A 25,449-nucleotide genomic window follows, 5' to 3' on the forward strand; every position below is an offset into this window, starting at 1 on the left:
GGCCGACACCGGGCCCGGAGGCTCAGTCGAGCGCGCCGAACAGCGCCTGGACGAACGCGGAGGCTTCCTCGACGCCCGTCGCGCCCGGGTCCGTGGGTACCACCGACACGGTGAGGCCGGGGGTGCTGCGCTGGCACTGCAGGACGAGGAGGGCGTCGCCCTGGCCACCGGTCTGGCACCGGACGTCGCCGACCTGCTCGACCCGGGTGATGACGTCCGCCGCCTCCTCGGGCGGGCGCTGGACGCTGAACAGCGGCAGGGCGTCGAGCCGCACCGCCGTCGCGGTGAAGGCCGGGCCGTCGGAGCCGACGTACGTCGCGACGTCGGCGCCCGCCCCGCTCGCGTCGGTGATCTGCCGGCGCGTGGCCTCCCGGTCCAGGCCGGTGGGGTCGTCGGCGGGGATCTGGTACCCGCCGGCCGAGGTCGGCAGCTCGACCGCCGTGCCGTCCCGCCGGGGCACGTCCGTGGTCGGCGCGGCCGCCTCGTCACGGGTGAGCGAGAGCACCAGGCCGACGGCGAGCACCACCGCGACGACGCCGAGCCCGACCACGGCCGACCAGGGCGCACCACGCCGGGAGGACGTGTCACCGGGCTGCGTCATGGTGCCTCCTCGCCCGTGGCCGCGGGGCGACCACTGTGGCACGACGACGAGGCTCGCGGAACCCTCCAGCGCGGACGATGGGCCCGGTGGGCCGGCGCACGGCGTCAAGCGATGATGGACCGGTGGGACGGGGTGAGCGGTGGGGCGTCAGCGACGCCGAGGTCGCCGCGAGGTACACGTGCGACGACCTGCGTCCCGACGCCCCGGGTCGTTGGCTGCGCGGGGTGGACGTCGACGCCGCGCCCGCGCACACCTTCCGGTGGGTCTGCCAGCTGCGAGCCGCGCCCTACAGCTACGACCTCGTCGACAACCTGGGACGGCGCAGCCCGCGCACCCTCACGCCCGGGCTCGACGACCTGCAGGTGGGGCAGCAGGTCGCCACGGTGTTCCGGCTCCACTCCTTCGTGCCCGGCGAGGAGATCACCCTGACCCTGCCGCCGTCGCGGGTCGCCCGCGCCACCGGCGACATGGCCGTCACCTACCGGGTCGAGCCTCGGACAAGCGGCAGCCGCCTGCTGGCCGTCCTGCGCGTCGAGGCCCTCCCCCGTCCGGTGATGTCGGCGCTCGCCTGGGGCGACCTGGTGATGATGCGACGTCAGCTGCTGACCCTCGCCGCCCTGGCCTCGCGACCGACCGGCACCTGATCCCCCGAAGTGCTCAGGAACGGGCCCTCGCTGCCGATCGGAAGGTCACGGAGCCCGACGGGAGGAGGTACCGATGTCCACACGTATCGTGCGAGGCCCGGCCGCACTCCTGGCCCACATGAGCCCGTCCACCGTCACCGCGCCGCACCCGACCTGGTGGTGCCGCCTCGGCCTGCACCACTTCGAGCCCGCCGGCACCGACCCGTCGTCGCCCTGGATCGTCCTCGCCGACGAGTGCGCCTGCGGCGCGCAGCGTCCTCTCCCCCTCTGAGGGTCCAGGACACGGCCCCCTAGCGGGGCATGGACGCCAGTGAGTCGCTCAGGCGACCGGCCGCCACCCGGACGGCGGCGACCCGCTCGTCGAGGGCCGGACCCTCGAAGTCGTCGCTGGGGCCACCGAGGCTGAGGGTGGCGACCAGCTCGGCTGACGGCCCCGACGTCACCGGCGCCGCCACGGCCGACACCCCGCTCAGGTAGTCCGCGTGGCTCGAGGCCCAGCCGGCGTCGCGCACCTCTGCCAGCCTCCGCTCCAGCAGGTCGTGGTCGGTCAGCGTCAGCGGCGTGTACGACGGGAGGTCCCGGGCCAGGAGCGCTGCCCGCGACTCGTCGTCGAACGCCGCCATCACCACCGGGGCCGCCGCGGCATGGAACGGCAGCACGGTGCCGACCGAGAGCCCGGCCACCTGGAGCGACCGCCCGCCCTCGACACGGTCGATGACCACGGCTCCGGCTTCCGACGGCACCATGAGGAACGCGGTGTTGCCGAAGCCCGTGGCGAGCCCGTCGAGCTCGCCACGCGCGTGGTCGCGCAGGTCGAGCTCACCCAGGGCCGCCGACGCGATGGCGAACAGCGGCAGGCGCACCCGGTACGCCCCGGCCGCGTCGCGGCTCACCCAGCCCGCCGCGACGAAGGTCGACATCAGTCGGTGCACGGTCGGCTTGTTCAGCCCGCTGTCGGCCGTCAGCTCGGCCAGCGTCACCACCGGTCGGTCAACGCCGAACGACCCCAGCAACCGGCACGCGCGCAGCACCGAGCCGACGGTCTCCTGCTCACCGGTCATGCGTGTCCCGCCCTCCTCGTCGACCCGGGCGTTGACATGTGACCAAGGTCTCGCCATAGTGCCCATGACGCATTGCGTTATGCGTTTCGCAAGACGATACGGAAGGACCGACTCATGGGCAACCCCCTGCGGACGATGATCGACCAGGACCTGGTGCTCGCGCCGGGCGTCTGGGACGGGCTCACCGCCCGCCTCGCCGAGCAGGCCGGCTTCGAGGCGCTCTGCGCGTCGGGCTTCGCCGTGTCGGCGTCGCTCGGGTTCCCCGACGCCGAGCTCTACACGATGAGCGAGAACCTCCAGGCGGTCCGCACTATCCGCGAGTCCAGCACCCTGCCCCTGGTGGCCGACATCGATACCGGGTACGGCAACGCCGTCAACGCCGCGCGCACCGCGCGCCGGTTCGCCGACGCCGGGGTGCAGGCCGTGTTCATGGAGGATCAGCGCTCCCCCAAGCGCTGCCCGCTGGCCGTGGGCGCCGAGCTGCCGCTCGTGGACGTCGAGGAGGCCGCGGGCAAGGTGCGCGCGGTCAAGGACGCCGGGGGCGACGACCTGCTCGTCGTGGCCCGCACCGACGCCAAGGGCGACGACGCCCTCCGGCGGGCCGAGGCCTACGTCTCCGCGGGCGCCGACCTGATCATGCCCGTCACCAAGACCTTCTCCAGCGTCGAGGAGTGGGCCCGTTGCCACGAGCGCGTCGGCGTCCCGCTGATGGCGACGCTCACCGCCTCGGCCTGGACCGAGCGCGAGCTGACGCCGGACGTCATGCGCGAGATCGGCGTCCGCCTCGCGCTCCTGCCCACGCAGGTGCTGATGTCGGTCGCCGGTGCGGCGCGGGCCACCCTGCGCCGCCTGGCGAAGGGCGAGCCGCCGGCAGAGGTGAGTGCCGACGCGATGCCCCACCACGAGTTCGTCGACCTCATCGGCATGGCCGAGGTCGAGAGCCTGCAGCGCAAGTACCTGCCCGCCGACGCGAGCTGAGGGGGACGACATGGCCAGCACCATCACCGAGAAGATCCTCGCCCGCGCCGGCGGCCTCGACCACGCCCGCGCCGGCGACCACGTCGCCGCGCGCCCGGACTACATGATGGCCTACGACTTCCCGGGCTACACCGACGTGATGTTCCGCCAGATGCACGACGAGTTCGGCATCACCGAGCTCGACGACCCCGAGCGGTACGTGGTGTTCATCGACCACATGCTCACGCGCGGCGACGAGCGGGAGGACGCCGTGCACGGTGTCACCCGCGACTGGTGCGAGCACTACGGCATCGCCCTCCACGAGGCCGACGGCATCGGCCACCAGGTCATGGCCGAGCTCGGGTACGCGCTCCCGGGAAACTTCCTGATCCACTTCGACGGCCACATCTCCGGCGCCGGCGCGTTCGGCGCGCTCGGCTGGGGCGTGCGCCGCGACCTGCTCGAGGGATGGGTCAGCGGGCAGGTCCACCTCGACGTCCCCGCGACGACCCGCTTCGAGCTCACCGGCTCGTTCCGCGACGGCGTCGACAGCCGCGACCTCGTCCACGAGGTGATCGGGCGGCACGGTGCCGACGGGTGCGCCCACCAGGTGATGGAGTGGGGCGGCCCGGGGGCGCGCGGGATGAAGATCGACCACCGACAGTCGCTGTGCGGCATGGCGATGTTCACCGGCGCGGTGTCGGCCGTGTTCGAGCCCGACGAGCTGTCCCTGGCGTGCGCCGACCGGGTCGCCCGCACCCCGTACCAGCCCGTCATGCCCGACGAGGGCGCCGACTACGCGGCCGTCCACCGGATCGACCTCGCCGAGGTGCGTCCCCAGGTGGTGCAGCCCGGATCGGCGCGCTCGGCGAACACCCACGACGCGCGCGAGCTCGCGGGCACGCCCGTCACGAAGGCGTTCATCGGGTCGTGCGCGAGCGGCCGCATCGAGGACATCCGGGCCGCCGCGCTCGTGCTGGACGGGCGGCGGGTCGCGCCGGGCGTCGAGCTCAACGTGGTCCCCACCTCCCAGGCCGTCCACGACCAGGCCGAGCGCGAGGGCCTGCTCGACGTCCTGCGGTCCGCCGGGGCGCACGTGGCCAGGTCCAGCTGCGACTTCTGCTTCGGCTACCAGAAGCCGCTGCAGCCCGACGAGAACTGCATCTCCACGGGCGTGCTCAACATCTCCGGCCGCATGGGGAGCACCGACGCCAACATCTACATGGGTTCGGCCTCCACCGTCGCGGCGAGCGCGGTCGACGGGACCATCACGACCGCCGAGGCGGTGAGCCACCGGTGAGCGCCGCGTACCCGCCTCCGCCCGACGTCATCCGTGGTCGTGTCGCCTGGGTGTTCGGCGACGACTTCGACATCGACCTCGTCGTCGGCGTGGAGAACATCAAGTCGTACGACGCCGACCACCTGCGCAGCGTCTGCATGCAGGCGTACGACCCGGACTTCGTCGACCGCGTGCGTCCCGGCGACGTGGTCGTCGGCGGACGCAACTTCGGCTACGGTCACCCTCACTACCCGCCGATGGTCGCCCTGCGGAACCTGGGGATCCAGGCCGTCCTCGCCGAGTCGTTCTCGCCTGGGTTCTGGCGCGGCGAGACCTACAACGGCATGCCCCTGCTCACGGTCCCCGGCATCGCCGACGCGGTCGAGACCGGCGACGCAGTCGAGGTCGACTGGCGACGGGCCCGCGTCCTGCTGCCGGCCGCCGCACTCCCGCGCGAGCTGCACGGCGACCCCCCGAGCCCGCGCACGTGCCGGGTGATCGAGGCCGGCGGCTCGCTCAACCTGCTGCTGGCCGAGCACGGACCCCGCGCCACGCCCACCGACCCGACCGCCACCGCCTCGACGACCGGAGCCCTGCGATGACCGACACCGCCCACGACCTCACGAGCACCACAGACTCGGAGCCGTCGCCGTCGACCGCCCGGCGGGCCGCTCTCGCCGGCGGCGTCGGCACCCTGATCGAGTACTACGACTTCAGCGTGTACGCGTTCCTCGCCGTCACGCTCGGCCCGCTGTTCTTCCCCAGCGACCAGCCCGGGGTGTCGACGCTCCTGACCCTCGCGGTGTTCGGGTCGGCCTACGTCATGCGTCCGCTGGGCGGGTGGTTCTTCGGACGGCTGGGCGACCGGCGCGGACGGCGCCACGCCCTCGTCACCACGGTCGTCGCGATGGGCGTCTGCTGCGCCCTGCTCGGGCTGCTGCCCACGCACGCCCAGGTCGGCGTCCTCGCCCCCGTGCTGCTCGTGCTCATCCGCCTCGCACAGGGCTTCTCGGCCGGCGGCGAGATCGGCGGTGCGGCGACCTACGTGGCCGAGTCGGCCCCAACCGGTCGGCGCGGCGTGTTCGGCTCGCTGACGCCGATCGGATCCACCCTGGGCTTCTCGGTCGCCGCCGCCGTGGTCGGATGCGTGGCCGCATCCACCACCGACGCGCAGATGGCCGCCTGGGGCTGGCGGATCCCCTTCCTGGTCTCCATCCCGCTGGCCGCGTTGTGCCTGTGGGCGCGCGTGCGTCTGGAGGACACCCCGGAGTTCGAGGAGATGGCCGAGCGGGCCGAGGTCGTCCGCAGCCCGCTCCTGCAGGTGGTGCGCGACCACCCCCTGTCGGTGCTGCGCGTCGTGGGCATCGCCATCGCGATGAACGGCAGCGGCTACATCGGCCTGACGTACTTCGGCATCTACCTGGCGGGCGAGGGGTTCGACCAGCAGGCGATCTACTGGACGTCCGCGATCGCCATCGCGATCGCCTGCCTGTCGTTCCCGCTGGCGGGCGTCCTGACCGACCGCTTCGGGCGGCGTCCGGTGCTGCTGACGTCGTACGTGGCCTACCTGGTGATCGCCTGGCCCGCGTTCGCGATCATGGGCGCCACCGAGAGCATCCTGGTCGTCGGCCTCGTCTACGTCGTCTACATGTTCTTCAACGGGCTCGCCCAGGTGCCGGCGTTCCCCCAGTTCACAGAGCTGTTCCCGCGCAACGTGCGTTACACCGGCGTGGCGCTCGGGTTCAACATCGGCACGATCATCGCCGGCGGCAGCGCGCCATACATCGCCGCACAGCTCGTGCAGTCGACCGGCAACAAGATGGCACCGGCGTTCTGGGTCATGGGTGTCGTGGTCGTCGGCATCGTCACCGTGTCGACGCTGCGTGAGACCGGGCGCAAGGCGCTCCCGGTCTGAGGGTCCCTCAGAGCTCGCGCACGACGGCGAGCAGCACGCCCTCGCGGTCGCCGAACGAGCCGACGAGCACCGGCGAGCCGTCGGCCACCGGACGGTCGCCGAGCACACGGCTCAGGGTGATCTCCAGGGCGCCGGTGGTCACGACGGTGGTGGTGGCGGTGTCCTCGGACGCGAGCACGCCGACGTCGGGCACGGCGGTGCCGGCGGTCCCGCTGCCCGACACGGTGGCCGACGGCTCACGCACCTGCTGGTCGTCGTCCGGGCCCACCACCTGGTCGGCCTGGACGCCCCCGGTGAGGACGGCAGTGGTCAGCGTCGCGGCCCAGACGGGGTCGCCCGCGCCGTCGTAGACCCACCGGCGGCCGAGGACCGAGTGCTCCATGGTCGTGATGAGGCTCGCCTCGGCGCCCTCGAGCGGGGCGTCGCGGTAGGTCACGGGCACCTGCAGCACGGGGCCGTCGCCGGCTCGGAGGAGGAACGTCTCGACGCCGACCTCGCCGGCGGGGTCGTCGAAGCGGTACGCCGCCACCTGCTCGAGGCCCGCGCCCGGGGTGCCGTCGAACCACGGACGGGTGGGCACCCACCGGTCGAGGAGCTCGAGCTTGGTGGGGCTGATGGTCGCGTCTACGTGAAGTCGGGCCACGCCGCCGAGCCTAGGGCGGCCCGGCGGCGTGCGCCCGTCCGGACTCAGCGGATGTAGAGCATCTCCTGGTAGGTCGGCAGCGGCCACAGGTCGTCGGCCACCAGGCCCTCGAGCACGTCGGCGGCGTCGCGGACGGCCGCCATCGCGGGCAGGACGGTGTCGCGGCAGTACGTCGCCGCCGCCATGCCGTCCTCGTCGTGGTCGGCGGCCACCGCGGTGGCCAGCTCGGCGAGGCCCGCACGGAGGTCGGCCAGCGGCGCCGAGACGGCCGTCAGCGTCGACAGGTCGGCCTCGACGCCCGCCGCCTTGAGCGCGGCGACGTTGCCGGCGAGCTCGGTCTGGTAGCGCATCGCGGCCGGGAGCACGATCGTGCTGGCCATCTCGAGCGTCAGCCTGGCCTCGACGCCCACGCTCATCACGTACTGCTCGATCCCCACCTCGTAGCGGCTGTGCATCTCGCGCTCGTTGAACACCTTGTAGGTGCCGAACAGCTCGACGGCCTCGGGCGTGATCAGCTCGGGCAGAGCGTCCACGGTGGTGCGCAGGTTGGCCAGGCCGCGCTGCTCGGCCTCGACCTCCCACTCGGGCGAGTAGCCGTTGCCGTTGAAGACCACGGCGCCGTGGTCGGAGACGATGTCGGTGAGCAGGTCCTGGACGGCCTCGTTGAAGTCGGTGCCGCCGGCGACCGCCTGCTCCAGCACGGTCGCGCAGTGGTCGAGCGCCTCGGCCATGATCGTGTTGAGCACGACCATCGGGCCCGCGACGGTCTGCATCGAGCCCGGCGCGCGGAACTCGAAGCGGTTGCCGGTGAACGCGAACGGGCTCGTGCGGTTGCGGTCGCCCGGGTCCTTGGTCAGGTCGGGGAGGGTGTCGACGCCGACGATCAGCGTGCCCTTCTCCTTGGAGCGGGTGGCGCCGCCCTTGGCGATCTGGTCGAACACGTCGGCCAGCTGCTCGCCGAGGAAGATCGAGATGATGGCGGGCGGTGCCTCGTTCGCGCCGAGGCGGTGGTCGTTGCTGGCCGAGGCGACCGACGAGCGCAGCAGGCCGCCGTACTTGTGCACCGCACGGATGACGGCGGCGCAGAACACCAGGAACTGCGCGTTGTCGTGGGGGGTGTCGCCGGGCAGCAGCAGGTTGCCCTGCGGGCCGTTGCCGAGCGAGAAGTTCACGTGCTTGCCCGAGCCGTTGACGCCGTCGAAGGGCTTCTCGTGGAACAGGCACTCCATGCCGTGCTTGCGGGCGACCGACTTGAAGGTCGTCATGAGCAGCTGCTGGTGGTCCGAGGCGAGGTTGGACTTCTCGAACATCGGCGCCACCTCGAACTGCCCCGGGGCGACCTCGTTGTGACGCGTCTTGACCGGGATGCCGAGCTTGAACAGCTCGCGCTCGGTGTCCATCATGAAGCCGAGCACGCGCTCGGGGACGGCACCGAAGTAGTGGTCGTCGAACTCCTGGCCCTTGGGCGGCTTGGCGCCGAACAGAGTGCGACCCGCGTTGAGCAGGTCGGGGCGCTGGACGAAGAAGTTCGTGTCGACCAGGAAGTACTCCTGCTCGGGCCCGCAGAACGACACGACGCGGTCGGGGTCGGCATGGCCGAACAGCCGCAGCACCCGCTCGGCGTGCACCGACATCGCCTGCTGCGAGCGCAGCAGCGGCGTCTTGTGGTCCAGCGCCTCGCCGGTCATCGAGACGAAGAAGGTCGGGATGCACAGGGTGTTGCCGTTGGGGTTCTCGAGCACGTACGCGGGGCTCATCACGTCCCAGCCGGTGTAGCCGCGCGCCTCGAAGGTGTTGCGCAGGCCGCCGTTGGGGAAGCTCGACGCGTCGGGCTCGCCCTGGATCAGGGTCTTGCCGGCGAACTCGCTGATCGCGGTGCCGTCGCCGACCGGCTCGAGGAAGCTGTCGTGCTTCTCGGCGGTGAAGCCGGTGAGCGGGTAGAACACGTGGGCGTAGTGGGTGGCGCCCTTCTCCATCGCCCAGTCCTTCATGGCCGACGCGACCGCGTCCGCGACGACGGGGTCGAGACGCTCGGAGCGCTCGATGGTGGCCACGACGGACTTGAAGACGCCCTTGGGCAGTCGCTTCTGCATCGCGGTGACGCTGAAGACGTTCTCGCCGTAGATCTCGCCCGGCTCCTCGCCGGCGTCGAACGACACCTTCGGCGGGACGTACGCCTTGACCTGGGTGATGGCGTGCATGCGGGTGGGGTTGGCGCTCATGGCTCTCCTGGAGGGACGCGGTGGTCGTCGCGGGGCGTTCGCGAGGTGGCGCGATGAACCTAGGTGCGCGCTGTTTCGGGGACGTGACCGTGCGGTTCCGGGCGCCGTCCTGGCCGAGGACCACCCGGAAGGGCTAGTCCAGGTCGGGTAGGCCGAGGCGGTGTCGGCGTCGTCCGACACACTGGGCGCGGCACGACGACGAGCGCGAGGGAGCATCCATGGAGCCGGTGAGGTTCGGTCTGGTCGGGTACGGGTTCGGCGGGAGGTACTTCCACGCGCCGCTGATCGCGAGCGCGCCCGAGTGCGAGCTCGTCGCGGTGACGACGTCGTCGCCCGAGCGCCGCGAGCTCGTCGCCCGCGAGCACCCGGGCACCGCGACGGTCGGCTCGCTGCAGGACCTCGTCGACGCGGGCGTCGAGGCCGTCGCGATCTCCACCCCGGCCGACACCCACAGCGCCGTGACGGACCAGGCGCTCGACCTCGGGCTCGCGGTCGTCTGCGACAAGCCGTTCGCGCTCGACGCCGACGCCGCGGCCGCCAGCGCCGCGCTCGCCGACCGGCTCGGACTCGCGCTCAGCCCCTACCAGAACCGGCGGTGGGACTCGGAGTTCCTCACCGTCCGGCGCCTCGCCGACGACGGCTCGCTGGGCGAGGTGCGGCGGTTCGAGTCCCGGTTCGAACGGTACGCGCCCGCCGACGGGCCCGGTGTCGCCGGCGGCGGCGTGCTGCTCGACTTCTGCAGCCACCTGGTCGACCAGGCCCTCGTCCTGCTCGGCCCCGTGCGGTCGGTGAGCACCGAGTGGCGCGTCCGCGAGACCGGCCTCGACGACGACGTCTTCCTCGCCCTGCGCCACGCCGGCGGCGCCGTGTCGCACCTGTGGGGCAGCTGGAGCCAGCACGCGCCGGGTCCGCGGTTCCGTGTCACCGGCACCGACGCGTCGTTCGTGGTCGACGCCGCCGACGGCCAGGAGGACGTCCTGATCACGGGTGCGAGCCCGGCCACCACCGACGTGTGGGGACGCGAGCCCGCGTCGGCCGCCGGTCGCCTGCACCGCGACGGGCAGGTGCGGTCCGTCGAGCTGGAGCGCGGCTCGTGGGACGTGTTCTACCCGACGTTCGCCCGCGCCGTCCGCGGCGAGGGGCCCGTCCCGGTCGAGGCCGCCGACGCGGTCGCCACGGCCGTCGTCCTCGACGCCGCCCGCCGGAGCGCCACCACCGGCCAGAGCGTCGAGGTGCCGGCATGAGCGCACCCGACCGCGCGTTCCTCGACGAGCTGGTCGCCCAGGAGGAGCGGCTCGTGTTCGACGGGTTCGACGTGGCCGTGGCGTGGGAGGTGGGCGTCGCCCTGCGCGAGGCCGCGCTGGACGCGTCGCTGCCCGTCGCGATGTCCGTGCGACGCAACGGGCAGCGCCTGTTCCACGCCGCGCTGCCGGGTGCGTCGGCCGACAACGACGGCTGGCTCGACCGCAAGTGCGCCGTCGTCGACCGCTACGCCCACTCCTCGCTGCTCGTCGGCGAGCAGTTCCGGGTGCAGGGCGGCACGTTCGAGGAGCGGTCGAGGCTCGACCCCGGCCGGTTCGCGGCGCACGGCGGCGCGTTCCCGGTGCTCGTGCGCGGCACCGGGTGCGTGGGCACCGTCGCGGTGTCCGGGCTCCCCCAGCGCGACGACCACGCGCTGGTGGTCTCGGTGCTCGAGCGGTACCTCGCAGCCCGATGACTCCCGACCGGTCCGCCGGTCTGACCTGATGCGACCGACCAGCGGCGCACGACGCACGAGGAGACCCCGATGACCGGCACCACCCCCACCACCAGCGGCTACGTCGACGTCGACGGGGTGCGGATCTACCACGAGGTGCACGGCACGGGCTCGCCCCTGGTGCTGCTGCACGGCGGCGTGCTCGCCATCGACCTCGACTTCCACGCGCTGCTGCCCGCGCTCGCCGAGAGCCACCAGGTGATCGGCATCGAGCTGCAGGGCCACGGCCGCACCAACGACACCGACCGCCCGATGAGCGTCGAGACGTTCGCCGCCGACGTCGTCGCGGTGCTCGACCACCTCGGCGTCGACTCCGCCGACGTCCTCGGCCACAGCCTCGGCGGCGCGATCGCGATCGAGCTGGCGATCAGCCACGCGTCCCGCGTCCGCTCGATCGTGCCGATCTCCGCGTCGGTCGACACCACCGGCACCCACGAGGACCTCACCGACCCCGCGCTGATGGCGACGTCCACCCGGATGCCCACCGCCGACGACTTCGCCGCCATGCGTCGCACCTACGACGAGCTCTCGCCCCACCCCGAGCACTTCGACGACTTCCTCATGAAGATGCAGGGCCTCGGCAGCACGCTCGTCGGCTGGTCCGACGAGCAGCTCGCCACCATCACCGCCCCGACGCTCGTCGTCCAGGGCGACCGTGACTTCACCACCAACGCCCACGCGGCGCAGATGGTCGAGAAGATCCCCGGCTCCCGCCTCGCGATCCTCCCCGACACCACCCACATGACCGTCACCCTGCGCGCCGACTACCTGCTGCCGATGCTGGCCGACTTCCTGTCCTGAGCCACGCAGCTGCGGCCCGTCGGATTCCCAGGTTCACCTGGGAGTCCGACGAGACCCAGGAGAACTTCCCGGGGTCTCGTCGGATTCCCAGGTGAGTGGGACGGACGGTTCGCCGGTGACCACCGCGCCGCGTCGCCTCAGGCCCTTCGAGGGAACTGGGTGAAGTCAGGGGTGCGGCGCTCCTTGAAGGCGTCGCGGCCCTCCTGGGCCTCCTCGGAGCCGTAGAACAGCAGGTTGGTGTCGTGCGCGAGCTGCTGGATGCCGGCGTAGCCGTCCTCGGCCGCGTGGAAGCTGGCCTTGAGCAGGCGCAGGGCGAACGGTGAGAGCGCGAGCATCTCGCGGCACCACTTCACCGTCTCGGCCTCGAGGTCGGCGAGCGGGACGACCGTGTTCACCAGGCCCATCTCGAGGGCCTCGGCGGCGTCGTACTGGCGGCACAGGAACCAGATCTCCTTGGCCTTCTTCATGCCCACCAGCTGCGACAGGACGCTGGCGCCGAACCCGCCGTCGAACGACCCGACCTTGGGGCCCACCTGGCCGAAGCGGCCGTTGTCGGCGGCGATCGTCAGGTCGGCGACGAGGTGCAGCACGTGGCCGCCGCCGATGGCCCAGCCGGCCACCATCGCGACGATCGGCTTGGGGCAGCGGCGCATCTGCACGTGCAGGTCGGTGACGTGGAAGCGTCCGACGCCGCCGGCCTCGCTCTGGTAGCCGCTGTCGCCGCGGACGCGCTGGTCGCCGCCGGAGCAGAACGCCTTGTCGCCCTCGCCGGTGAGGATGATGACGCCCACCGACGTGTCCTCGCGGGCCACCGTCAGCGCCTGCGAGATCTCGACGATCGTCTGCGGACGGAAGGCGTTGTGCACCTCGGGTCGGCAGATCGTGATCTTGGCGATGCCGTCGTCGGTGGTCTCGTAGCGGACGTCCTCGTAGTCGCCGGACGCGTGCCAGGTGGTTGCGGTGTCGGTCATGGCCCCATTCTCGCGACCGGCCGCGGACGCGGGCGCCCGGGTCAGAGCGTCAGCTCGCGACCCACGACGACGGTGCGGTCGCGGGGCAGGTCGAGCAGCTCGACCGGGTCGGGCGTCATCCGCGTCACGGCGACGAACAGGCGCTGGCGCCACCGCACCATCGAGCTCTCGCGGCTCACCTGCACCACGGGCAGCGACACGAAGAAGACCGCGTCCGAGGTGTCGAGCCCGTCGAGCTCGCCCCCGGCCAGCCGCCGTGCGCGCCGCAGCACCGCCATGACGTCGGGGTGCTCGCGGAACCCGAACACCGCCACCACCTGGACGACGCCGTCGCCCGGGTCGCCGAGCAGGTCGACGCTCACCCGTTCGTCGTCGGCCACCGTCGGGGTGTCGGCGGTGCTCCAGCTGAGCAGCACCACCTGGCGGTGCAGCACGTGGTTCTGCTGCACCGAGGTGCACAGGGCCATCGGCGCGACCCCGGCGTGCCGGGTGAAGAACACCGCGCTGCCCGACGTCCGGTGGGTGTCGGTGGCGTCGTCGGCCACCTCGTCCAGGATCGACCGGACGGACGTCTCGTGACGGTGCCGCGCCTCGTCGATGCGCCGCTGGCCGGTCTGCCAGGTCGTCATCAGCACCACGAGCACCAGGCCGATGCCCAGCGGCAGCCAGCCACCGGTGGCGACCTTCGGCACGTTCGCGGCCAGGAAGACGAGGATCACCAGCAGCACCGAGCCGGCCACCACCAGGCTGCCGGTGACGCGTCGCTCGCGCTGCCAGGTCAGCGTCAGGTACATCGAGGTGGTCACCGTGATCGTCGTGGTGACGGCCACGCCGTAGGCCGACGCCAGCGACGCCGAGCTGCCGAACGTCACGACCAGGACGAGGACGGCCGTCGCCAGCACCCAGTTGACGGCCGGCAGGTAGATCTGGCCGACGTGCTCGCGCGAGGTGTGCAGGATGCGCAGCGGCGGCAGGAAGCCCAGCCGGGTCGCCTGGTGCACCACCGTGAAGGCGCCGGAGATCACCGCCTGCGAGGCGATGATCGTCGCGAGGGTGGCCAGCACCACCATCGGGATCCGGCCCCAGGCGGGCACGAGCGCGAAGAACGGGTTGCCCGCGGACGACGGGTCGCCGACGACGACCGCCGCCTGCCCGAGGTAGCTCAGGACGAGCGCGGGGAAGACGACGAACAGCCAGCCGCGGGTGATCGCGCGACGGCCGAGGTGGCCGAGGTCGGCGTAGAGCGCCTCCGCACCGGTCACCGCGAGCACGACCGCGCCGAGCGAGAGGAACGCGACGAGCGGCTCGTCGCGCACGTACAGCACGACCCAGTGCGGCGAGAGCGCCTGGAGCACCGATGGCTCCCGGGCCACCGCGACCGCGCCGACCACCGCGATCACGCCGAACCAGACCATCATGATCGGCCCGAAGAGCCGGCCGATGCGCGCCGTCCCGAAGCGTTGCAGGACGAACAGCGCCGCCAGCACGACCACCGCGAGCGGCACGACCGCCCGGGCGAGCCCCGGGTCGGCCAGCTCGAGCCCCTCGGCGGCCGACAGCACCGAGATCGCGGGCGTGATCACGCTGTCGCCGAGGAACATGGCCGAGCCGACCATGCCGAGCAGCCCCAGCGCGGCGACGGCCCGCACGCCGCGGACGTGCGTGCGCAGCAGGCCGAGCAGCGCCAGCAGCCCGCCCTCCCCGTCGTTGTCGGCCCGCAGCAGCAGGCGCACGTAGAGCACCGTGACGATGAGGAACATCGACCACAGCACCGTCGACGTCATCCCGTACACGAGCTCGGGGTCGAGCGGCCTGCCTCGCGACGTCCCCTCGCGCAGCACGGTCCCCATCGCGTACAGGACGCTCGTGCCGATGTCGCCGAAGACGACGCCCACGGCACCGACCACCGCGACGAACCCGCCTGCCCCTGCGCCCGTGCGCTGGTCGACCTTCACCCTCCCGACAGTAGGTCGAGCGGGCCGATCCGGCTCAGGTGGCAGGATCGTGGTCGCGCCGCGACCCCTGACGCCGCGGGCGGGAGGGACGGGGACGTGTCCGCTGTCGTCGACGTCCTGGTCGGCCTGCCGCCCTGGGTCGTCCTGCTGCTCGTCTTCGCCCTCCCGGCCGTCGAGGCGTCCGCGTTCGTCGGCCTGGTGGTGCCGGGCGAGGTCGCGGTCCTCGTGGGAGGCGTGGTCGCCCACGGCGGGTCGCTGCCGCTGTGGGCGGTGATCGTGGTCGGCATCCTGGGTGCCGCCCTCGGCGACCAGGTCGGCTTCGTCGTCGGACGACGCTGGGGCCCGCGGCTCGTCGAGCACCTGCCCCACCGCGTCCGCACGGGCGGCGAGGTCGACCGCGCACTGGACCTGGTGCGCCGTCGTGGCGGCCTGGCCGTCGTCGTCGGACGGTGGGCCGCGGCCCTGCGCGCCCTCGTGCCCGGCGTCGCGGGGATGTCCGGGATGCGCCAGCTCACCTTCACCCTGTCCAACGTCGTGGGTGGAGCGATCTGGGTGGGCGTCGTCGCGGTCGCCGGGTTCGCCGCCGGCGCCTCGTACCGTCAGCTCGAGACCCGCCTCGGGCGTGGCGGCGAGGTGGTGGCGGCCGTGGTGGTCGTCGCGCTCGTCGCCGCCGTGCTCTGGCGCCGCCACCGCTCGTCCCCCACCCCGGAGGCCTGATGACGATCACCCGCTCCATCGTGCTGTTCGCCGCGGCCGCCCTGCTCGAGATCGGCGGCGCCTGGATGGTGTGGCAGGGGGTGCGTGAGCACCGGGGCCTGCTGTGGGTGGGCGCCGGCGTCGTCGCGCTCGGCCTGTACGGGTTCGTCGCGACCCTGCAGCCCGACGCCGACTTCGGACGGATCCTCGCCGCGTACGGCGGGGTGTTCGTCGCCGGCTCGCTCGCCTGGGGCGTGGTCGTCGACGGGTTCCGCCCCGCGCGCACCGACGTGCTGGGTGCGCTCATCTGCCTGGTCGGCGTCGCGGTGATCATGTACGCGCCCCGCAGCCAGTGACGTCGTAGCGTCGTCGCCATGAGCACCCCACAGCAGCCCATCGGCTCCGGGTTCGGCGCCGACACCACCGCCGCCGAGGTCCTCGCCGGCATCGACCTCACCGGCAAGGTCGCGGTCGTCACCGGCGGCTACTCCGGCCTCGGTCTGGAGACCACCCGCGCGCTCGCCGGCGCCGGCGCGCACGTCGTCGTCCCCGCGCGGCGTCCCGACGCCGCGCGCGAGAACCTCGACGGCATCGACGGCGTCGAGGTGGACGAGCTCGACCTCGGCGACCTCGCGAGCGTCGAGGCGTTCGCCGACCGCTTCCTGGCGTCCGGACGCACGATCGACCTGATGATCGACAACGCCGGCATCATGGCGTGCCCCGAGACGCGCGTCGGCCCGGGCTGGGAGGCCCAGCTCGCCACCAACCACCTCGGCCACTTCGCGCTCGTCAACCGGCTCTGGCCCGCGCTCGCGCCCGGTGGCGCGCGCGTGGTGTCGGTGTCGTCGTCGGGACACAAGAACAGCCCCGTCGTCTGGGACGACCTGCAGCTCGAGCGCGGCTACGACAAGTGGAAGGCCTACGGCCAGGCCAAGACCGCCAACGCCCTGTTCGCCGTGCACCTCGACGCCCTGGGCAAGGACGTGGGCGTCCGCGCGTTCTCGCTGCACCCCGGCGGCATCCTGACCCCGCTGCAGCGGCACCTGCCGAAGCAGGAGATGGTCGACAAGGGCTGGATCGACGAGGAGGGGAACTCGCTGAACCCGTCGTTCAAGACGCCCGAGCAGGGCGCCGCCACGTCGGTCTGGGCGGCCACCTCCCCGCAGCTCGACGGCCTGGGCGGCGTCTACTGCGAGGACTGCGACGTCGCGCCGGTCTCCACCGACTCCTCGCCCGGCGTCCGTCCCCACGCCGTCGACCCCGACGAGGCCGCCCGGCTGTGGTCGGTCTCGGCCGAGCTCACGGGAGTCGACGCGTTCGCCTCCTAGCGGCGCCCCAGGGTCGACGTGCCGGAGGTCACGCCCGTCGTTCACGTCGAGGACGGGCTTTCGTCACGTCGACCACGGACAATCGCTGACGTGGGGGTCACGTCGGTCGAGCGCGCGCAGACGCCCTCTGGGCCCCTCGCCCGTCTCCGCGGGCGGCGCGTGTCCGACCGCGCCTGGGTCGGGCTGTGCGTGCTGCTGGTCGTCGCGGTGCGCCTGCCGTTCCTGACGCTGCACGTCGGCGCCGACGAGGGCGGGTTCCTGCTGCTCGGGTCGCAGTGGCGCTCCGGCGCCGGCTCGCTCTACGGCCAGTACTGGGTCGACCGGCCGCCGCTGCTCATCGGCGCCTACGGGCTGGCCGACGCGCTCGGTGGCGTGGTGGCGCTGCGCCTGATCGGCTGCGTCGCGGCCGGCGCCACCGTCCTGCTCGCCGCCCACGCCGGACGGACGGCACGCGGCGCCGCCGGTGGACGCTGGGCCGCGATGGCCGCCGGCGCCTTCCTCACCACGTCGATGTTCGGGGCGCCCGAGGTCAGCGGCGAGCTGCTGGCCGTCCCGTTCGTGATGGCCTCGGTGGCCGTCACCCTCTCGGTGATCGGCACCCGCGACCCCCGCCGCCAGCTGCTCGGCGGGCTCCTCGCCGGCGCGCTCGCGGCCGTCGGTCCCCTGGTCAAGCAGAACTTCGTCGACGGCTTCGTGTTCGCCGTCGTGGCCCTGGCCGTCGCCGCCCTCACCGGACGGATCGACCGCCGCGCCGCGGGGCGTGCCCTGGCGGGCGGCGTCGTCGGCGCCCTGGTGACCGCGGCCGTGGTGCTCGCCTGGGCCGCCTCGCGAGGGACGTCCCTGCCCGAGCTGTGGAACGCCCTGATCCCGTTCCGCGCCGACGCCGCGGCCGTCATCTCCAGCTCGGCCAGCCCCGCCACCGGCGAGCGACTGGTGCGGCTCGTCGGGTCGTTCGTGATCAGCGGCGGCGCCGTCCTGGCCACGCTCGCCCTGATCTCGGTGGTCCGACGACGCGGACGCGACCACGTGGGCACCGGTGCCGTCGCCGTCCTCGGCTGGGCGACGTTCTCGGTGTTCGCCGGGGGCAGCTACTGGCTCCACTACCTGCTCGAGATGCTGCCCGGCCTCGCGCTCGCGGCCGCGATCGCCGGTGGCGGCGTGCGGCGCACGCGTCGGGTGGGACGTCCCGTCGTCGTGTACGCGCTGCTGCTCGCCGTGGTCGCCGGCACCACCAGCAGCATCACCCGCATCCAGGAGGGCTCGGTGCCCTACACGGCGGGCACCTGGCTGGGCGCGGCGTCCCGTCCCGGCGACACCGCGATCGTGGCCTACGGGCAGCCGGGGATCCTCTACGAGGCCGGGCTGAGCAGCCCGTACTCGATGGTGTGGAGCCTCCCGGTGCGGGTGCGCGACCCGAGGCTCACGCAGATGACCGCCGTCCTCGAGGGCCCGCGCGCACCGGTCTGGCTGGTGCAGTGGAGGGGGACGATGCGGTCGTGGGGCATCGACCCGTCGGCCGCCGAGCCCGTGATCGAGGCGCGCTACCGCCGCGTCGCCGACGTCTGCGGGTACGCGGTCCTGCTGCGCGACGACGTGGAGCGCCCGGTGCCGCCCACGCCCGCGGTGTGCCCCTCAGGACCCTGACGCCTCGAGCGCGTCCCTGATCCCGTCGCGGCACAGGTCGGCGAAGATGCCCAGCCACTGGGTCATCGCCGCGTCGTCGACGGTCGAGTCCACGACCATCAGGTGCTCCACGACCGTGCCGCGGTCACCGGCGTCGAGCACGTGCAGGGTCTCGGTGGCGCCGCCGACCGGGCTCTGGTTGCGGAGCACCAGCCGGCACCGCGACGCCGAGCGCTCGTGGCGGACGACCACGACGTCGGACTCCAGCGGCTCGTCGAAGACCCAGGTGGTCGAGACCAGCTCGGCGCCGACGTCCTCGACCCGGCCGTCGACCGGGGCGAAGGTGCGGACGGCCCGTCCCCAGTGACCGGGGCCGGTGAGGTCGGTCACGACGGCCCACGCCCGCGCCATCGGCAGCGTGGTCGTGAGCTCGCGCCTGGATGACGTCACGTCGCTGCTCTCCCCCGTACGACGGCCCCTCGCCGCTGGCGCCCCCGTCGCGGAGGCACAGCCCGATCCTACTGGTACGTACCAGTGCGAAACGACGTGTCGGCGCGTGACGGTAGCCATATGACACGAACGATGTATCATTCATCGTGTCAGTTAAGTCCACTCGGAGGTGTCCCATGAGCAGCACCACGATCCGCCCCGGCAACATCCGTGACGAGGCCCCCGAGGGCGGCCACGACGACGTCGCCGCGCGCCTGCTCGACTCGGCCGCGACGCTGTCCTACGACCCGGCCACCGAGCTGGACTGGGACGCCCCGCTCGAGCCCGGCCTGTACGGCCTGAACCCCGAGTGGTGCTCGCTGTACGGCACCCCGCTGTGGGACGAGATGACCGAGGACCAGAAGGTCACGCTGACGCGGCACGAGGTCTGCTCGATCATGAGCACCGGCATCTGGTTCGAGATGATCCTGCAGCAGATGATCCTGCGCGACCAGTACGTCCAGGACCCCTCCACCTCGGAGTTCCAGTTCGCGCTCACCGAGATCGCCGACGAGTGCCGGCACTCGATCATGTTCGCGCGCGCCTGCGCCAAGATGGACGTCCCGAACTACACCCCCAAGCGCCTCACCGTCGAGGTCGCCCGCGCCTTCAAGACCCTCGCCAACGCCGAGGCCGCGTACGGCGGCATCCTCGTGGCCGAGGAGGTGCTCGACGTCATGCAGCGCGACTGGATGCGCGGCGAGCAGGTGCTGCCGATCGTGCGCGGCACCAGCAAGATCCACGTGGTCGAGGAGTCGCGGCACATGAAGTTCGCCCGCGAGGAGATCCGCGAGTCGATGCAGGGCGTCAGCGAGCGCCGTCGCCGGATGAGCGCGTTCGTGATCTCGATGGCCGCCTACTTCATCGTCACCAGCATGGTGAACCCCGGCGTGTACGCCGCCGCCGGGCTCGACACCAAGCGCGCCGTGCGCGAGGCCGCCCGCAGCGAGCACCGCAAGGCGATGATGCGCACCAGCTGCGCGCACCTCATGCACTTCCTGTCCGAGGTCGGCCTGCTGACGCCCCGCGCGGCCAAGGTCTACCGCAAGATCAACATGCTCTGACCCATGTCCTACGCGATCACGCAGAGCTGCTGCAACGACGCCACGTGCGTCTCGGTGTGCCCGGTCAACTGCATCCACCCGACGCCCGACGAGCCCGACTTCGGCACGACGGACATGCTGTACATCGACGGTGACAGCTGCATCGACTGCGGTGCCTGCGCCGACGCGTGCCCGGTCGACGCGATCCGTCCCGCCGACCGGCTGTTCGGCCCCGAGTCGATCTTCGTCGAGCTGAACGCGCAGTACTACGCCGATCGCGACGTCGACCACACCTGGGGCGAGCCGCAGTTCCCGCGGTCGATGCCCACGCCGAGCCGGGGGCTGCGCGTCGCGGTCGTCGGCACCGGGCCCGCGGCGTCCTACACCGCGCAGGAGCTGCTGTACGCCACCGACGCCGAGGTCACGATGATCGACCGGCTGCCCGTGCCCGGCGGGCTGGTGCGCGCCGGCGTGGCGCCCGACCACCCGTCCACCAAGCGCATCGGCGACAGCTTCGCGTCGATGTGGGACAACCCGCGCCTGCACCTGGTGGCCAACCTCGACGTGGGCCGCGACGTCAGCCGCGAGGAGGTGCTCGAGCACCACCACGCCGTCGTGTACGCCACCGGAGCGGCGTCCGACCGCGCGCTCGACGTGCCAGGCGAGGACCTCCCCGGCAGCATCAGCGCCACCGACGTCGTCCGCTGGTACAACGGCGACCCGCTCGCCGACGTCGAGGCGCCCGTGCTGACGTCGGCGCGCGCCGTCGTCGTCGGCAACGGCAACGTCGGCCTCGACGTCGCCCGCATCCTCACCGGCGACCCCGACCACCTCGCCACCACCGACATCGCCGACGAGGCCCTCGCCGCCCTGCGCGACGGCGCGCTGCACGAGGTGGTCGTGCTCGGCCGCCGCGGCCCCGAGCACGCCGCCTACACCGGCCCCGAGCTGGTGGCGCTGGCCCACCGCCTCGACGCCGAGCTGGTCGTCGCCGACGACCCCGACACCCGCGCCGCCATCGAGGCCGCCGCGCCCGGCACCCGCGCCGCGCTGCTGCGCGACGTGCCGATGGTCCCGGTCGACCTCACCGCTCCCCCGGCTCCGGGTCGCCGCATCGTCCTGGCGTTCGGCCTGGCCACCCGCGAGCTGGTGGGCGACTCCCACGTCACCGGGGTCCGCACCGCGCGCGGCGACGAGCCCGGGCCCGAGGTGGCCACCGGGCTGGTGGTCCGCGCCGTCGGGTACCGCGGCCGGCCGGTCGCCGACCTGCCCTTCGAGGACGAGTCGGGCACCGTGCCCCACGAGGGCGGAGGCGTGGTCGACGCCGACGGCGCCCGCGTGCCCGGCACCTACGTCGCCGGCTGGATCAAGCGCGGCCCCTCCGGTGGCATCGGCGCCAACCGCACCTGCGCCGCCGATACCGTCGCGACGATCCTCGACGACCTCGGCCACGGACGCGTCCCCGCCCCGAGGCGCGGCGCCGCCGCGTTCGCCCGGCTCGTCCGCAAGCGGCAGGGCGACGCCCTCGGCCTGAAGCACGTGCTCAACATCGACCGCACCGAGCGCGAGGCCGGCGCCGCCGCGGGACGCCCGCGCGTCAAGCTCACCACCGTCCCCGACCTGCTGGCCGCCGGACGCGGACGCAAGCGCTAGAAGACCGAGTAGCCGCCGTCGATCGTGACGATCGACCCGGTCATGAAGCTCGACGACGGCGAGGCGAGGTGCACGACCGTCGGCGCGATCTCGTCGGGCGTGGCGTACCGCTCCATCGGCGCGTCCTCGATCCACTGGCGCCGGAACTCCGGCTCGTCCACCGGCGACATCTCGGTCTTGACGTACCCCGGCGCGACGGCGTTGACGCGGATGCCCAGCGGGGCCCACTCGGCCGCGAGGGACCGCGTGAGGTGGTGCACGGCGGCCTTGGACGCGTTGTAGGCGGGCTGCCACTGGGGACGGTTGACGATGTCGCCCGACATCGAGCCGATGTTGACGATCGACCCGCCGCCGTGCTCGGCCATGTGCCGGGCGGCGGCCGTGCTGAGCATCCACACGCCCATCACGTTCACGTCGAAGACCTCGCGGAACTCGTCGTCGCCCACCTCGAGCGCCGGTCGGTGCACGCACGTGCCCGCGTTGTTGACCACGACGTCGAGGCGGCCGGTCTCGTCGACGGTGCGGGCGACGAGCGCGTCCACCTCGGCACGGTCGGTGACGTCGGTGCGCACGGCGAGCACGCGTCGGCCGGTCTCCTCGGCGAGCGACGCGGCGACGTCGACGGACGCGTCGCCGTCACGCGCGGCGATGACGACGTCGGCGCCCGCCTCGGCCAGCGCACGCGAGAACGCGAGGCCGAGGCCGCGGTAGCCGCCCGTCACGATCGCGGTGCGCCCGTCGAGGGCGAACCTGGAGAGCACGGTGTCGGTCATGGGTTCCTCCGGTGGATGGGTCAGACGAGCACGACGAAGGTGTGGATCACCAGGCCGACGAGACCGCCGACGACGGTGCCGTTGATCCGGATGAACTGCAGGTCGCGGCCCACGTGCAGCTCGATGCGCCTCGCGGCCTCGTGGCCGTCCCAGCGGTCGACGGTCTCGGAGATGACGGTGGCCAGCTCGCTGCCGTAGTTGGTCACCAGGAAGGCCGCCGCGTCGCTGAGCATCGTGTCGAGGCGCTCCTGGGTGGCCGCGTCGTCCACGACGAGGCGGCCGTAGCCCACCAGCGCCTCGATGCCGCGGGTGCGCAGCACGCTGTCGGGGTCGGCCAGGGCGTCGGCGAACGCGTTGCGCAGGGCGTTCCAGATCGAGACGGCGCTGTCGCCGACCTTCGGCTGCGCCAGCACCCGACGCTTGAGCCGCTCGGCGCGCTCGCGGGTGTCGTCGTCGTGCTGGAGGTCGTCGGCGAGCTGGGCAAGGAAGTCGTCCAGGGCCTTGCGGGCGCGGTGCTCGGGGTCGTCGCGGACGTCGGCGGCGAACGCGATGGCCTCGCGGATCAGGCGCTCGGAGACGCGCTCGTCCACCCACTGCGGGGTCCACCACGGTGCCCGCTCCTGGACGACGGCGACGATGTCGCCCTCGTGGTCGGTCAGGTAGCGGTGCAGCTCGCCCACCGCCAGGTCGACCAGGCCGTGGTGGGCGCCCTCGGCGACGACCTCCTGCAGCAGCTGCCCGGCGACGGGGCTGAGCTCCTCGTCGGCCAGCCGCGGGATGAGGGTCTGCTCGACGAGCGCGCGCACGTCGTCGTCCTTGATCCGGACGACGGCCTGGCGGGCGATCTTGGCGACCTCGCCGACGACGCGCGTGGCGTGCGCCTCGTCGGAGACCCACGTGCCGATGCGGCGGCTGACCTGGGCGCTCATGACGCGCTCGCGCACCACCTCCTGGGACAGGAAGTTGTCGGTGACGAACTCCTGGAGGCTCTGGCCCAGCGCCGCCTTGCGGGTGGGGATCAGCGCGGTGTGCGGGATCGGCAGGCCGAGCGGGTGGCGGAACAGCGCGGTGACGGCGAACCAGTCGGCGATCGCGCCCACCATGCTCGCCTCGGCCCCGGCGTTGACGAACCCCCAGAAGCCGTCCTGCCCGAGCGTGGCGGCGAAGACGACCGCCGCGAGCACGAGCAGCGACAGGGCGACGGCCTGCATGCGTCGCAGCCCCTTCAGACGCGCGGCGTCGGCCTCGCCGCTGCCCGGGACGTTCAGCTGCAGGGGGGTCTGGGTGGTCACGAGCCGACCTTAGGTGGTGGCGCGGCCGACGGCCCGCGGGCCCGCCGCGCCCTAGACTCCCGCCCATGACCTTCCGCGAGGGCGCCGAGCTCGACACCAGCCAGGTGACGTCCGGAGGTGGCGGCCGCGGCGGCGCCATCGTCGGCGGCGGGGTGGGCAGCATCCTGCTGCTCGTCCTGGGCCTGATCTTCGGCGGCGACGTCCTCGGCGGCGCCGGTGGTGGCGGCGGGCTCGCCTTCGACCCGACGACGATCACGCAGGCCGGGCAGTCCGAGGGGGACCTGTCGGGCAAGGCGTTCGACGAGTGCCGCACCGGTGCCGACGCCAACGCCAACGACACCTGTCGCGTGATCGGCACCGTCAACAGCGTGCAGGACTACTGGAGCGACGCGCTGCCGGCCGACGGCAACCGCCAGTACCGCGAGGCCCAGACCGTCCTGTACTCCGGGCAGACCCAGTCACCCTGCGGCACCGCGTCCAACGCGACCGGCCCCTTCTACTGCCCGAGCGACGAGCGGGTCTACATCGACGCGTCGTTCTTCGACGAGCTCACCCGCACCTACGGCTCCGACGGCGGTGCCCTCGCGCAGATGTACGTCGTCGCGCACGAGTACGGCCACCACGTGCAGCAGATCCTCGGGGTGCTCGGGGCGGCCCAGCAGGACCGTCAGGGCGCCGAGTCCGGGTCGGTGCGCATCGAGCTGATGGCCGACTGCCTCGCGGGCGTCTGGGCCAACCACGCCTCGTCCACCCGCGACGCCGACGGCGAGGCGCTGCTCGAGCCGCTGACGCGCCGCGACGTCGAGTCGGCGCTGTCGGCGGCGGCGGCCGTCGGCGACGACCGCATCCAGCGCGCGTCGGGCGGCCAGGTGAACCCCGAGGCCTGGACGCACGGGTCGGCCGCGCAGCGTCAGCGCTGGTTCACCACCGGCTACGAGTCGGGCACGCTCCAGCGCTGCGACACGTTGAACGCGCGTGACCTCTGAGACCACCTCGCCGACGGCGTCCACCCGGCGCCGGCTCGGCATCGAGGTCTGGATCGTCCTCGGCCTCTCGCTCGGCCAGTCCGGGGTCTACGCGCTCGTCAGCCTGGTCGCCAAGCTGACGCAGGGTCCGCTGCGCGACCAGACCGCGACGCTCAACGCCTCGCGCAGCTCGCGCGAGTACCTCGACCTCACCTACCAGCTGCTCGGCATCGGGTTCGCGCTCGTCCCCGTGGTGCTGGCGCTGTTCCTGCTGTGGACCGGTGGCGACCGCGTCCGCGACGTGCTCGGTCTCGGTCGCGGCGGCACGGGCCGCGCGGTGCTCGAGGGCGCCGGCCTCGCCGCCCTGATCGGGCTGCCCGGGCTCGCGCTGTACTTCGTCGGGCGCGCGATCGGCATCACCGCGACGGTCGTCCCAAGCGGCCTGGACGCCTACTGGTGGACGGTGCCGGTGCTGGTGGTCGCGGCGGCGCAGAACGCCGTCCTCGAGGAGGTCGTCGTCGTCGGGTACCTGATGACGCGGCTGCGCCAGATCGGCTGGTCACCGGCCGCGACGATCGTCACCAGCGCCCTGGTCCGCGGGTCGTACCACCTGTACCAGGGCATCGGCGCGGGCCTCGGCAACGTCGTGATGGGCCTGGTGTTCGGATGGTTCTACCACCGGTTCGGACGGGTGCTGCCGCTCGTCGTCGCCCACACCATCCTCGACGTCGTCGCGTTCGTGGGCTACGCGCTGCTCAAGGACGTCCTCGGCCTGCCGTGAC

General features: G+C 72.8%; 26 protein-coding genes. 17 read left to right on the forward strand and 9 right to left on the reverse strand.

Going from position 1 to position 25,449, the window contains the following annotated elements; translation table 11 throughout:
* Positions 1–22: 22 nt before the first annotated feature.
* Positions 23–601 (reverse strand): hypothetical protein, encoded by a 579-nt coding sequence (locus ACI6PP_RS00755; protein ID WP_421108206.1) that lies wholly within the window; start codon positions 599–601, stop codon positions 23–25.
* A gap of 122 nt (positions 602–723) precedes the next feature.
* Between ACI6PP_RS00755 and ACI6PP_RS00760 the strand changes: the two genes are divergently transcribed.
* Both ACI6PP_RS00760 and ACI6PP_RS00765 read left to right on the forward strand, forming a co-directional pair.
* Positions 724–1,245, forward strand: coding sequence for a hypothetical protein (locus ACI6PP_RS00760; RefSeq protein ID WP_421108208.1), 522 nt, complete (start codon positions 724–726; stop codon positions 1,243–1,245).
* 73 nt (positions 1,246–1,318) lie between these two features.
* Positions 1,319–1,516 (forward strand): hypothetical protein, encoded by a 198-nt coding sequence (locus tag ACI6PP_RS00765; RefSeq protein WP_421108210.1) that lies wholly within the window; start codon positions 1,319–1,321, stop codon positions 1,514–1,516.
* 19 nt (positions 1,517–1,535) lie between these two features.
* Here the strand turns inward: ACI6PP_RS00765 and ACI6PP_RS00770 are convergent, their stop codons facing one another.
* The gene (locus ACI6PP_RS00770; RefSeq protein ID WP_421108212.1) at positions 1,536–2,306 is read right to left on the reverse strand and encodes an IclR family transcriptional regulator; all 771 of its coding nucleotides are present in this window, start codon (positions 2,304–2,306) and stop codon (positions 1,536–1,538) included.
* Positions 2,307–2,420: 114 nt separating this feature from the next.
* Here ACI6PP_RS00770 and ACI6PP_RS00775 point away from each other — a divergent pair, with 114 nt between their 5' ends.
* Genes ACI6PP_RS00775 through ACI6PP_RS00790 form a run of 4 tightly spaced genes read left to right on the forward strand, consistent with a single transcriptional unit; the run spans position 2,421 to position 6,457 of the window.
* On the forward strand, positions 2,421–3,284 hold the full coding sequence (locus ACI6PP_RS00775) for an isocitrate lyase/PEP mutase family protein (protein ID WP_421108214.1): 864 nt from the start codon (positions 2,421–2,423) through the stop codon (positions 3,282–3,284).
* 10 nt (positions 3,285–3,294) lie between these two features.
* Entirely contained in the window at positions 3,295–4,563 is a 1,269-nt protein-coding gene (locus tag ACI6PP_RS00780; RefSeq protein ID WP_421108215.1) for a 3-isopropylmalate dehydratase large subunit, read from the forward strand.
* Entirely contained in the window at positions 4,560–5,144 is a 585-nt protein-coding gene (locus ACI6PP_RS00785) for a 3-isopropylmalate dehydratase small subunit (protein WP_421108216.1), read from the forward strand. The genes ACI6PP_RS00780 and ACI6PP_RS00785 overlap by 4 nt, the downstream gene beginning before the upstream one ends.
* Complete coding sequence (locus ACI6PP_RS00790) at positions 5,141–6,457, forward strand: MFS transporter (protein WP_421108218.1); 1,317 nt, start codon at positions 5,141–5,143, stop codon at positions 6,455–6,457. Before ACI6PP_RS00785 ends, ACI6PP_RS00790 begins: the two co-directional genes overlap by 4 nt.
* 7 nt (positions 6,458–6,464) lie before the next feature.
* Here the strand turns inward: ACI6PP_RS00790 and ACI6PP_RS00795 are convergent, their stop codons facing one another.
* Positions 6,465–7,100 carry a CG0192-related protein gene (locus tag ACI6PP_RS00795; RefSeq protein ID WP_421108220.1) on the reverse strand — a complete coding sequence of 212 codons (636 nt, stop codon included), beginning with the start codon at positions 7,098–7,100 and terminating at the stop codon, positions 6,465–6,467.
* A 44-nt stretch (positions 7,101–7,144) separates the two neighbouring features.
* Positions 7,145–9,322 carry a glutamine synthetase III family protein gene (locus tag ACI6PP_RS00800; protein ID WP_421108221.1) on the reverse strand — a complete coding sequence of 726 codons (2,178 nt, stop codon included), beginning with the start codon at positions 9,320–9,322 and terminating at the stop codon, positions 7,145–7,147.
* Between the two features lie 218 nt (positions 9,323–9,540).
* Here ACI6PP_RS00800 and ACI6PP_RS00805 point away from each other — a divergent pair, with 218 nt between their 5' ends.
* The 3 genes from ACI6PP_RS00805 (at position 9,541) to ACI6PP_RS00815 (ending at position 11,879) form a co-directional block, all read left to right on the forward strand.
* Positions 9,541–10,566, forward strand: a complete 1,026-nt coding sequence (locus tag ACI6PP_RS00805; RefSeq protein ID WP_421108223.1) for a Gfo/Idh/MocA family protein — start codon at positions 9,541–9,543, stop codon at positions 10,564–10,566.
* Positions 10,563–11,039: a heme-degrading domain-containing protein gene (locus ACI6PP_RS00810; protein WP_421108225.1), complete on the forward strand. Its 477-nt coding sequence runs from the start codon at positions 10,563–10,565 to the stop codon at positions 11,037–11,039. The genes ACI6PP_RS00805 and ACI6PP_RS00810 overlap by 4 nt, the downstream gene beginning before the upstream one ends.
* Before the next feature lie 69 nt (positions 11,040–11,108).
* Positions 11,109–11,879 (forward strand): alpha/beta fold hydrolase, encoded by a 771-nt coding sequence (locus ACI6PP_RS00815; RefSeq protein ID WP_421108227.1) that lies wholly within the window; start codon positions 11,109–11,111, stop codon positions 11,877–11,879.
* 137 nt (positions 11,880–12,016) lie between these two features.
* On the opposite strand, the gene menB is transcribed toward ACI6PP_RS00815, so the two are convergent.
* Entirely contained in the window at positions 12,017–12,850 is an 834-nt protein-coding gene (gene menB / locus ACI6PP_RS00820) for a 1,4-dihydroxy-2-naphthoyl-CoA synthase (protein ID WP_421108229.1), read from the reverse strand.
* A gap of 41 nt (positions 12,851–12,891) precedes the next feature.
* A complete protein-coding gene (locus ACI6PP_RS00825) occupies positions 12,892–14,805 on the reverse strand; it encodes a KUP/HAK/KT family potassium transporter (RefSeq protein ID WP_421108231.1) in 1,914 nt (637 codons plus the stop codon).
* A gap of 96 nt (positions 14,806–14,901) precedes the next feature.
* On the opposite strand from ACI6PP_RS00825, the gene ACI6PP_RS00830 reads away from it, so the two are divergent.
* The 4 genes from ACI6PP_RS00830 (at position 14,902) to ACI6PP_RS00845 (ending at position 18,473) form a co-directional block, all read left to right on the forward strand.
* Complete coding sequence (locus ACI6PP_RS00830; RefSeq protein WP_421108233.1) at positions 14,902–15,522, forward strand: DedA family protein; 621 nt, start codon at positions 14,902–14,904, stop codon at positions 15,520–15,522.
* Positions 15,522–15,857, forward strand: coding sequence for a YnfA family protein (locus tag ACI6PP_RS00835; RefSeq protein WP_421108235.1), 336 nt, complete (start codon positions 15,522–15,524; stop codon positions 15,855–15,857). Before ACI6PP_RS00830 ends, ACI6PP_RS00835 begins: the two co-directional genes overlap by 1 nt.
* 18 nt (positions 15,858–15,875) lie before the next feature.
* The gene (locus ACI6PP_RS00840) at positions 15,876–16,829 is read left to right on the forward strand and encodes an SDR family NAD(P)-dependent oxidoreductase (RefSeq protein WP_421108236.1); all 954 of its coding nucleotides are present in this window, start codon (positions 15,876–15,878) and stop codon (positions 16,827–16,829) included.
* Between the two features lie 90 nt (positions 16,830–16,919).
* On the forward strand, positions 16,920–18,473 hold the full coding sequence (locus tag ACI6PP_RS00845) for a hypothetical protein (protein ID WP_421108238.1): 1,554 nt from the start codon (positions 16,920–16,922) through the stop codon (positions 18,471–18,473).
* On the opposite strand, the gene ACI6PP_RS00850 is transcribed toward ACI6PP_RS00845, so the two are convergent.
* A complete protein-coding gene (locus ACI6PP_RS00850; RefSeq protein WP_421108240.1) occupies positions 18,462–18,902 on the reverse strand; it encodes an SRPBCC family protein in 441 nt (146 codons plus the stop codon). The genes ACI6PP_RS00845 and ACI6PP_RS00850 overlap by 12 nt on opposite strands.
* Before the next feature lie 176 nt (positions 18,903–19,078).
* Between ACI6PP_RS00850 and ACI6PP_RS00855 the strand changes: the two genes are divergently transcribed.
* Positions 19,079–20,005, forward strand: coding sequence for an AurF N-oxygenase family protein (locus ACI6PP_RS00855; RefSeq protein WP_421108241.1), 927 nt, complete (start codon positions 19,079–19,081; stop codon positions 20,003–20,005).
* Between the two features lie 3 nt (positions 20,006–20,008).
* Positions 20,009–21,637 carry an FAD-dependent oxidoreductase gene (locus tag ACI6PP_RS00860; protein ID WP_421108243.1) on the forward strand — a complete coding sequence of 543 codons (1,629 nt, stop codon included), beginning with the start codon at positions 20,009–20,011 and terminating at the stop codon, positions 21,635–21,637.
* Here the strand turns inward: ACI6PP_RS00860 and ACI6PP_RS00865 are convergent.
* Positions 21,634–22,410: an SDR family NAD(P)-dependent oxidoreductase gene (locus ACI6PP_RS00865; protein ID WP_421108244.1), complete on the reverse strand. Its 777-nt coding sequence runs from the start codon at positions 22,408–22,410 to the stop codon at positions 21,634–21,636. The two genes, ACI6PP_RS00860 and ACI6PP_RS00865, sit on opposite strands and share 4 nt — an antisense overlap.
* Positions 22,411–22,430: 20 nt before the next feature.
* Positions 22,431–23,702: a DUF445 domain-containing protein gene (locus tag ACI6PP_RS00870; protein ID WP_421108245.1), complete on the reverse strand. Its 1,272-nt coding sequence runs from the start codon at positions 23,700–23,702 to the stop codon at positions 22,431–22,433.
* Positions 23,703–23,767: 65 nt separating this feature from the next.
* Here ACI6PP_RS00870 and ypfJ point away from each other — a divergent pair, with 65 nt between their 5' ends.
* Positions 23,768–24,688 carry a KPN_02809 family neutral zinc metallopeptidase gene (gene ypfJ, locus ACI6PP_RS00875; protein ID WP_421108247.1) on the forward strand — a complete coding sequence of 307 codons (921 nt, stop codon included), beginning with the start codon at positions 23,768–23,770 and terminating at the stop codon, positions 24,686–24,688.
* Positions 24,678–25,448 carry a CPBP family intramembrane glutamic endopeptidase gene (locus ACI6PP_RS00880; protein WP_421108248.1) on the forward strand — a complete coding sequence of 257 codons (771 nt, stop codon included), beginning with the start codon at positions 24,678–24,680 and terminating at the stop codon, positions 25,446–25,448. Before ypfJ ends, ACI6PP_RS00880 begins: the two co-directional genes overlap by 11 nt.
* The last annotated feature ends 1 nt before the right edge of the window (position 25,449 follow it).

The organism is Solicola agrisoli, assembly GCF_049059935.1.
Lineage (GTDB): Bacteria > Actinomycetota > Actinomycetes > Propionibacteriales > Nocardioidaceae > JAURVT01.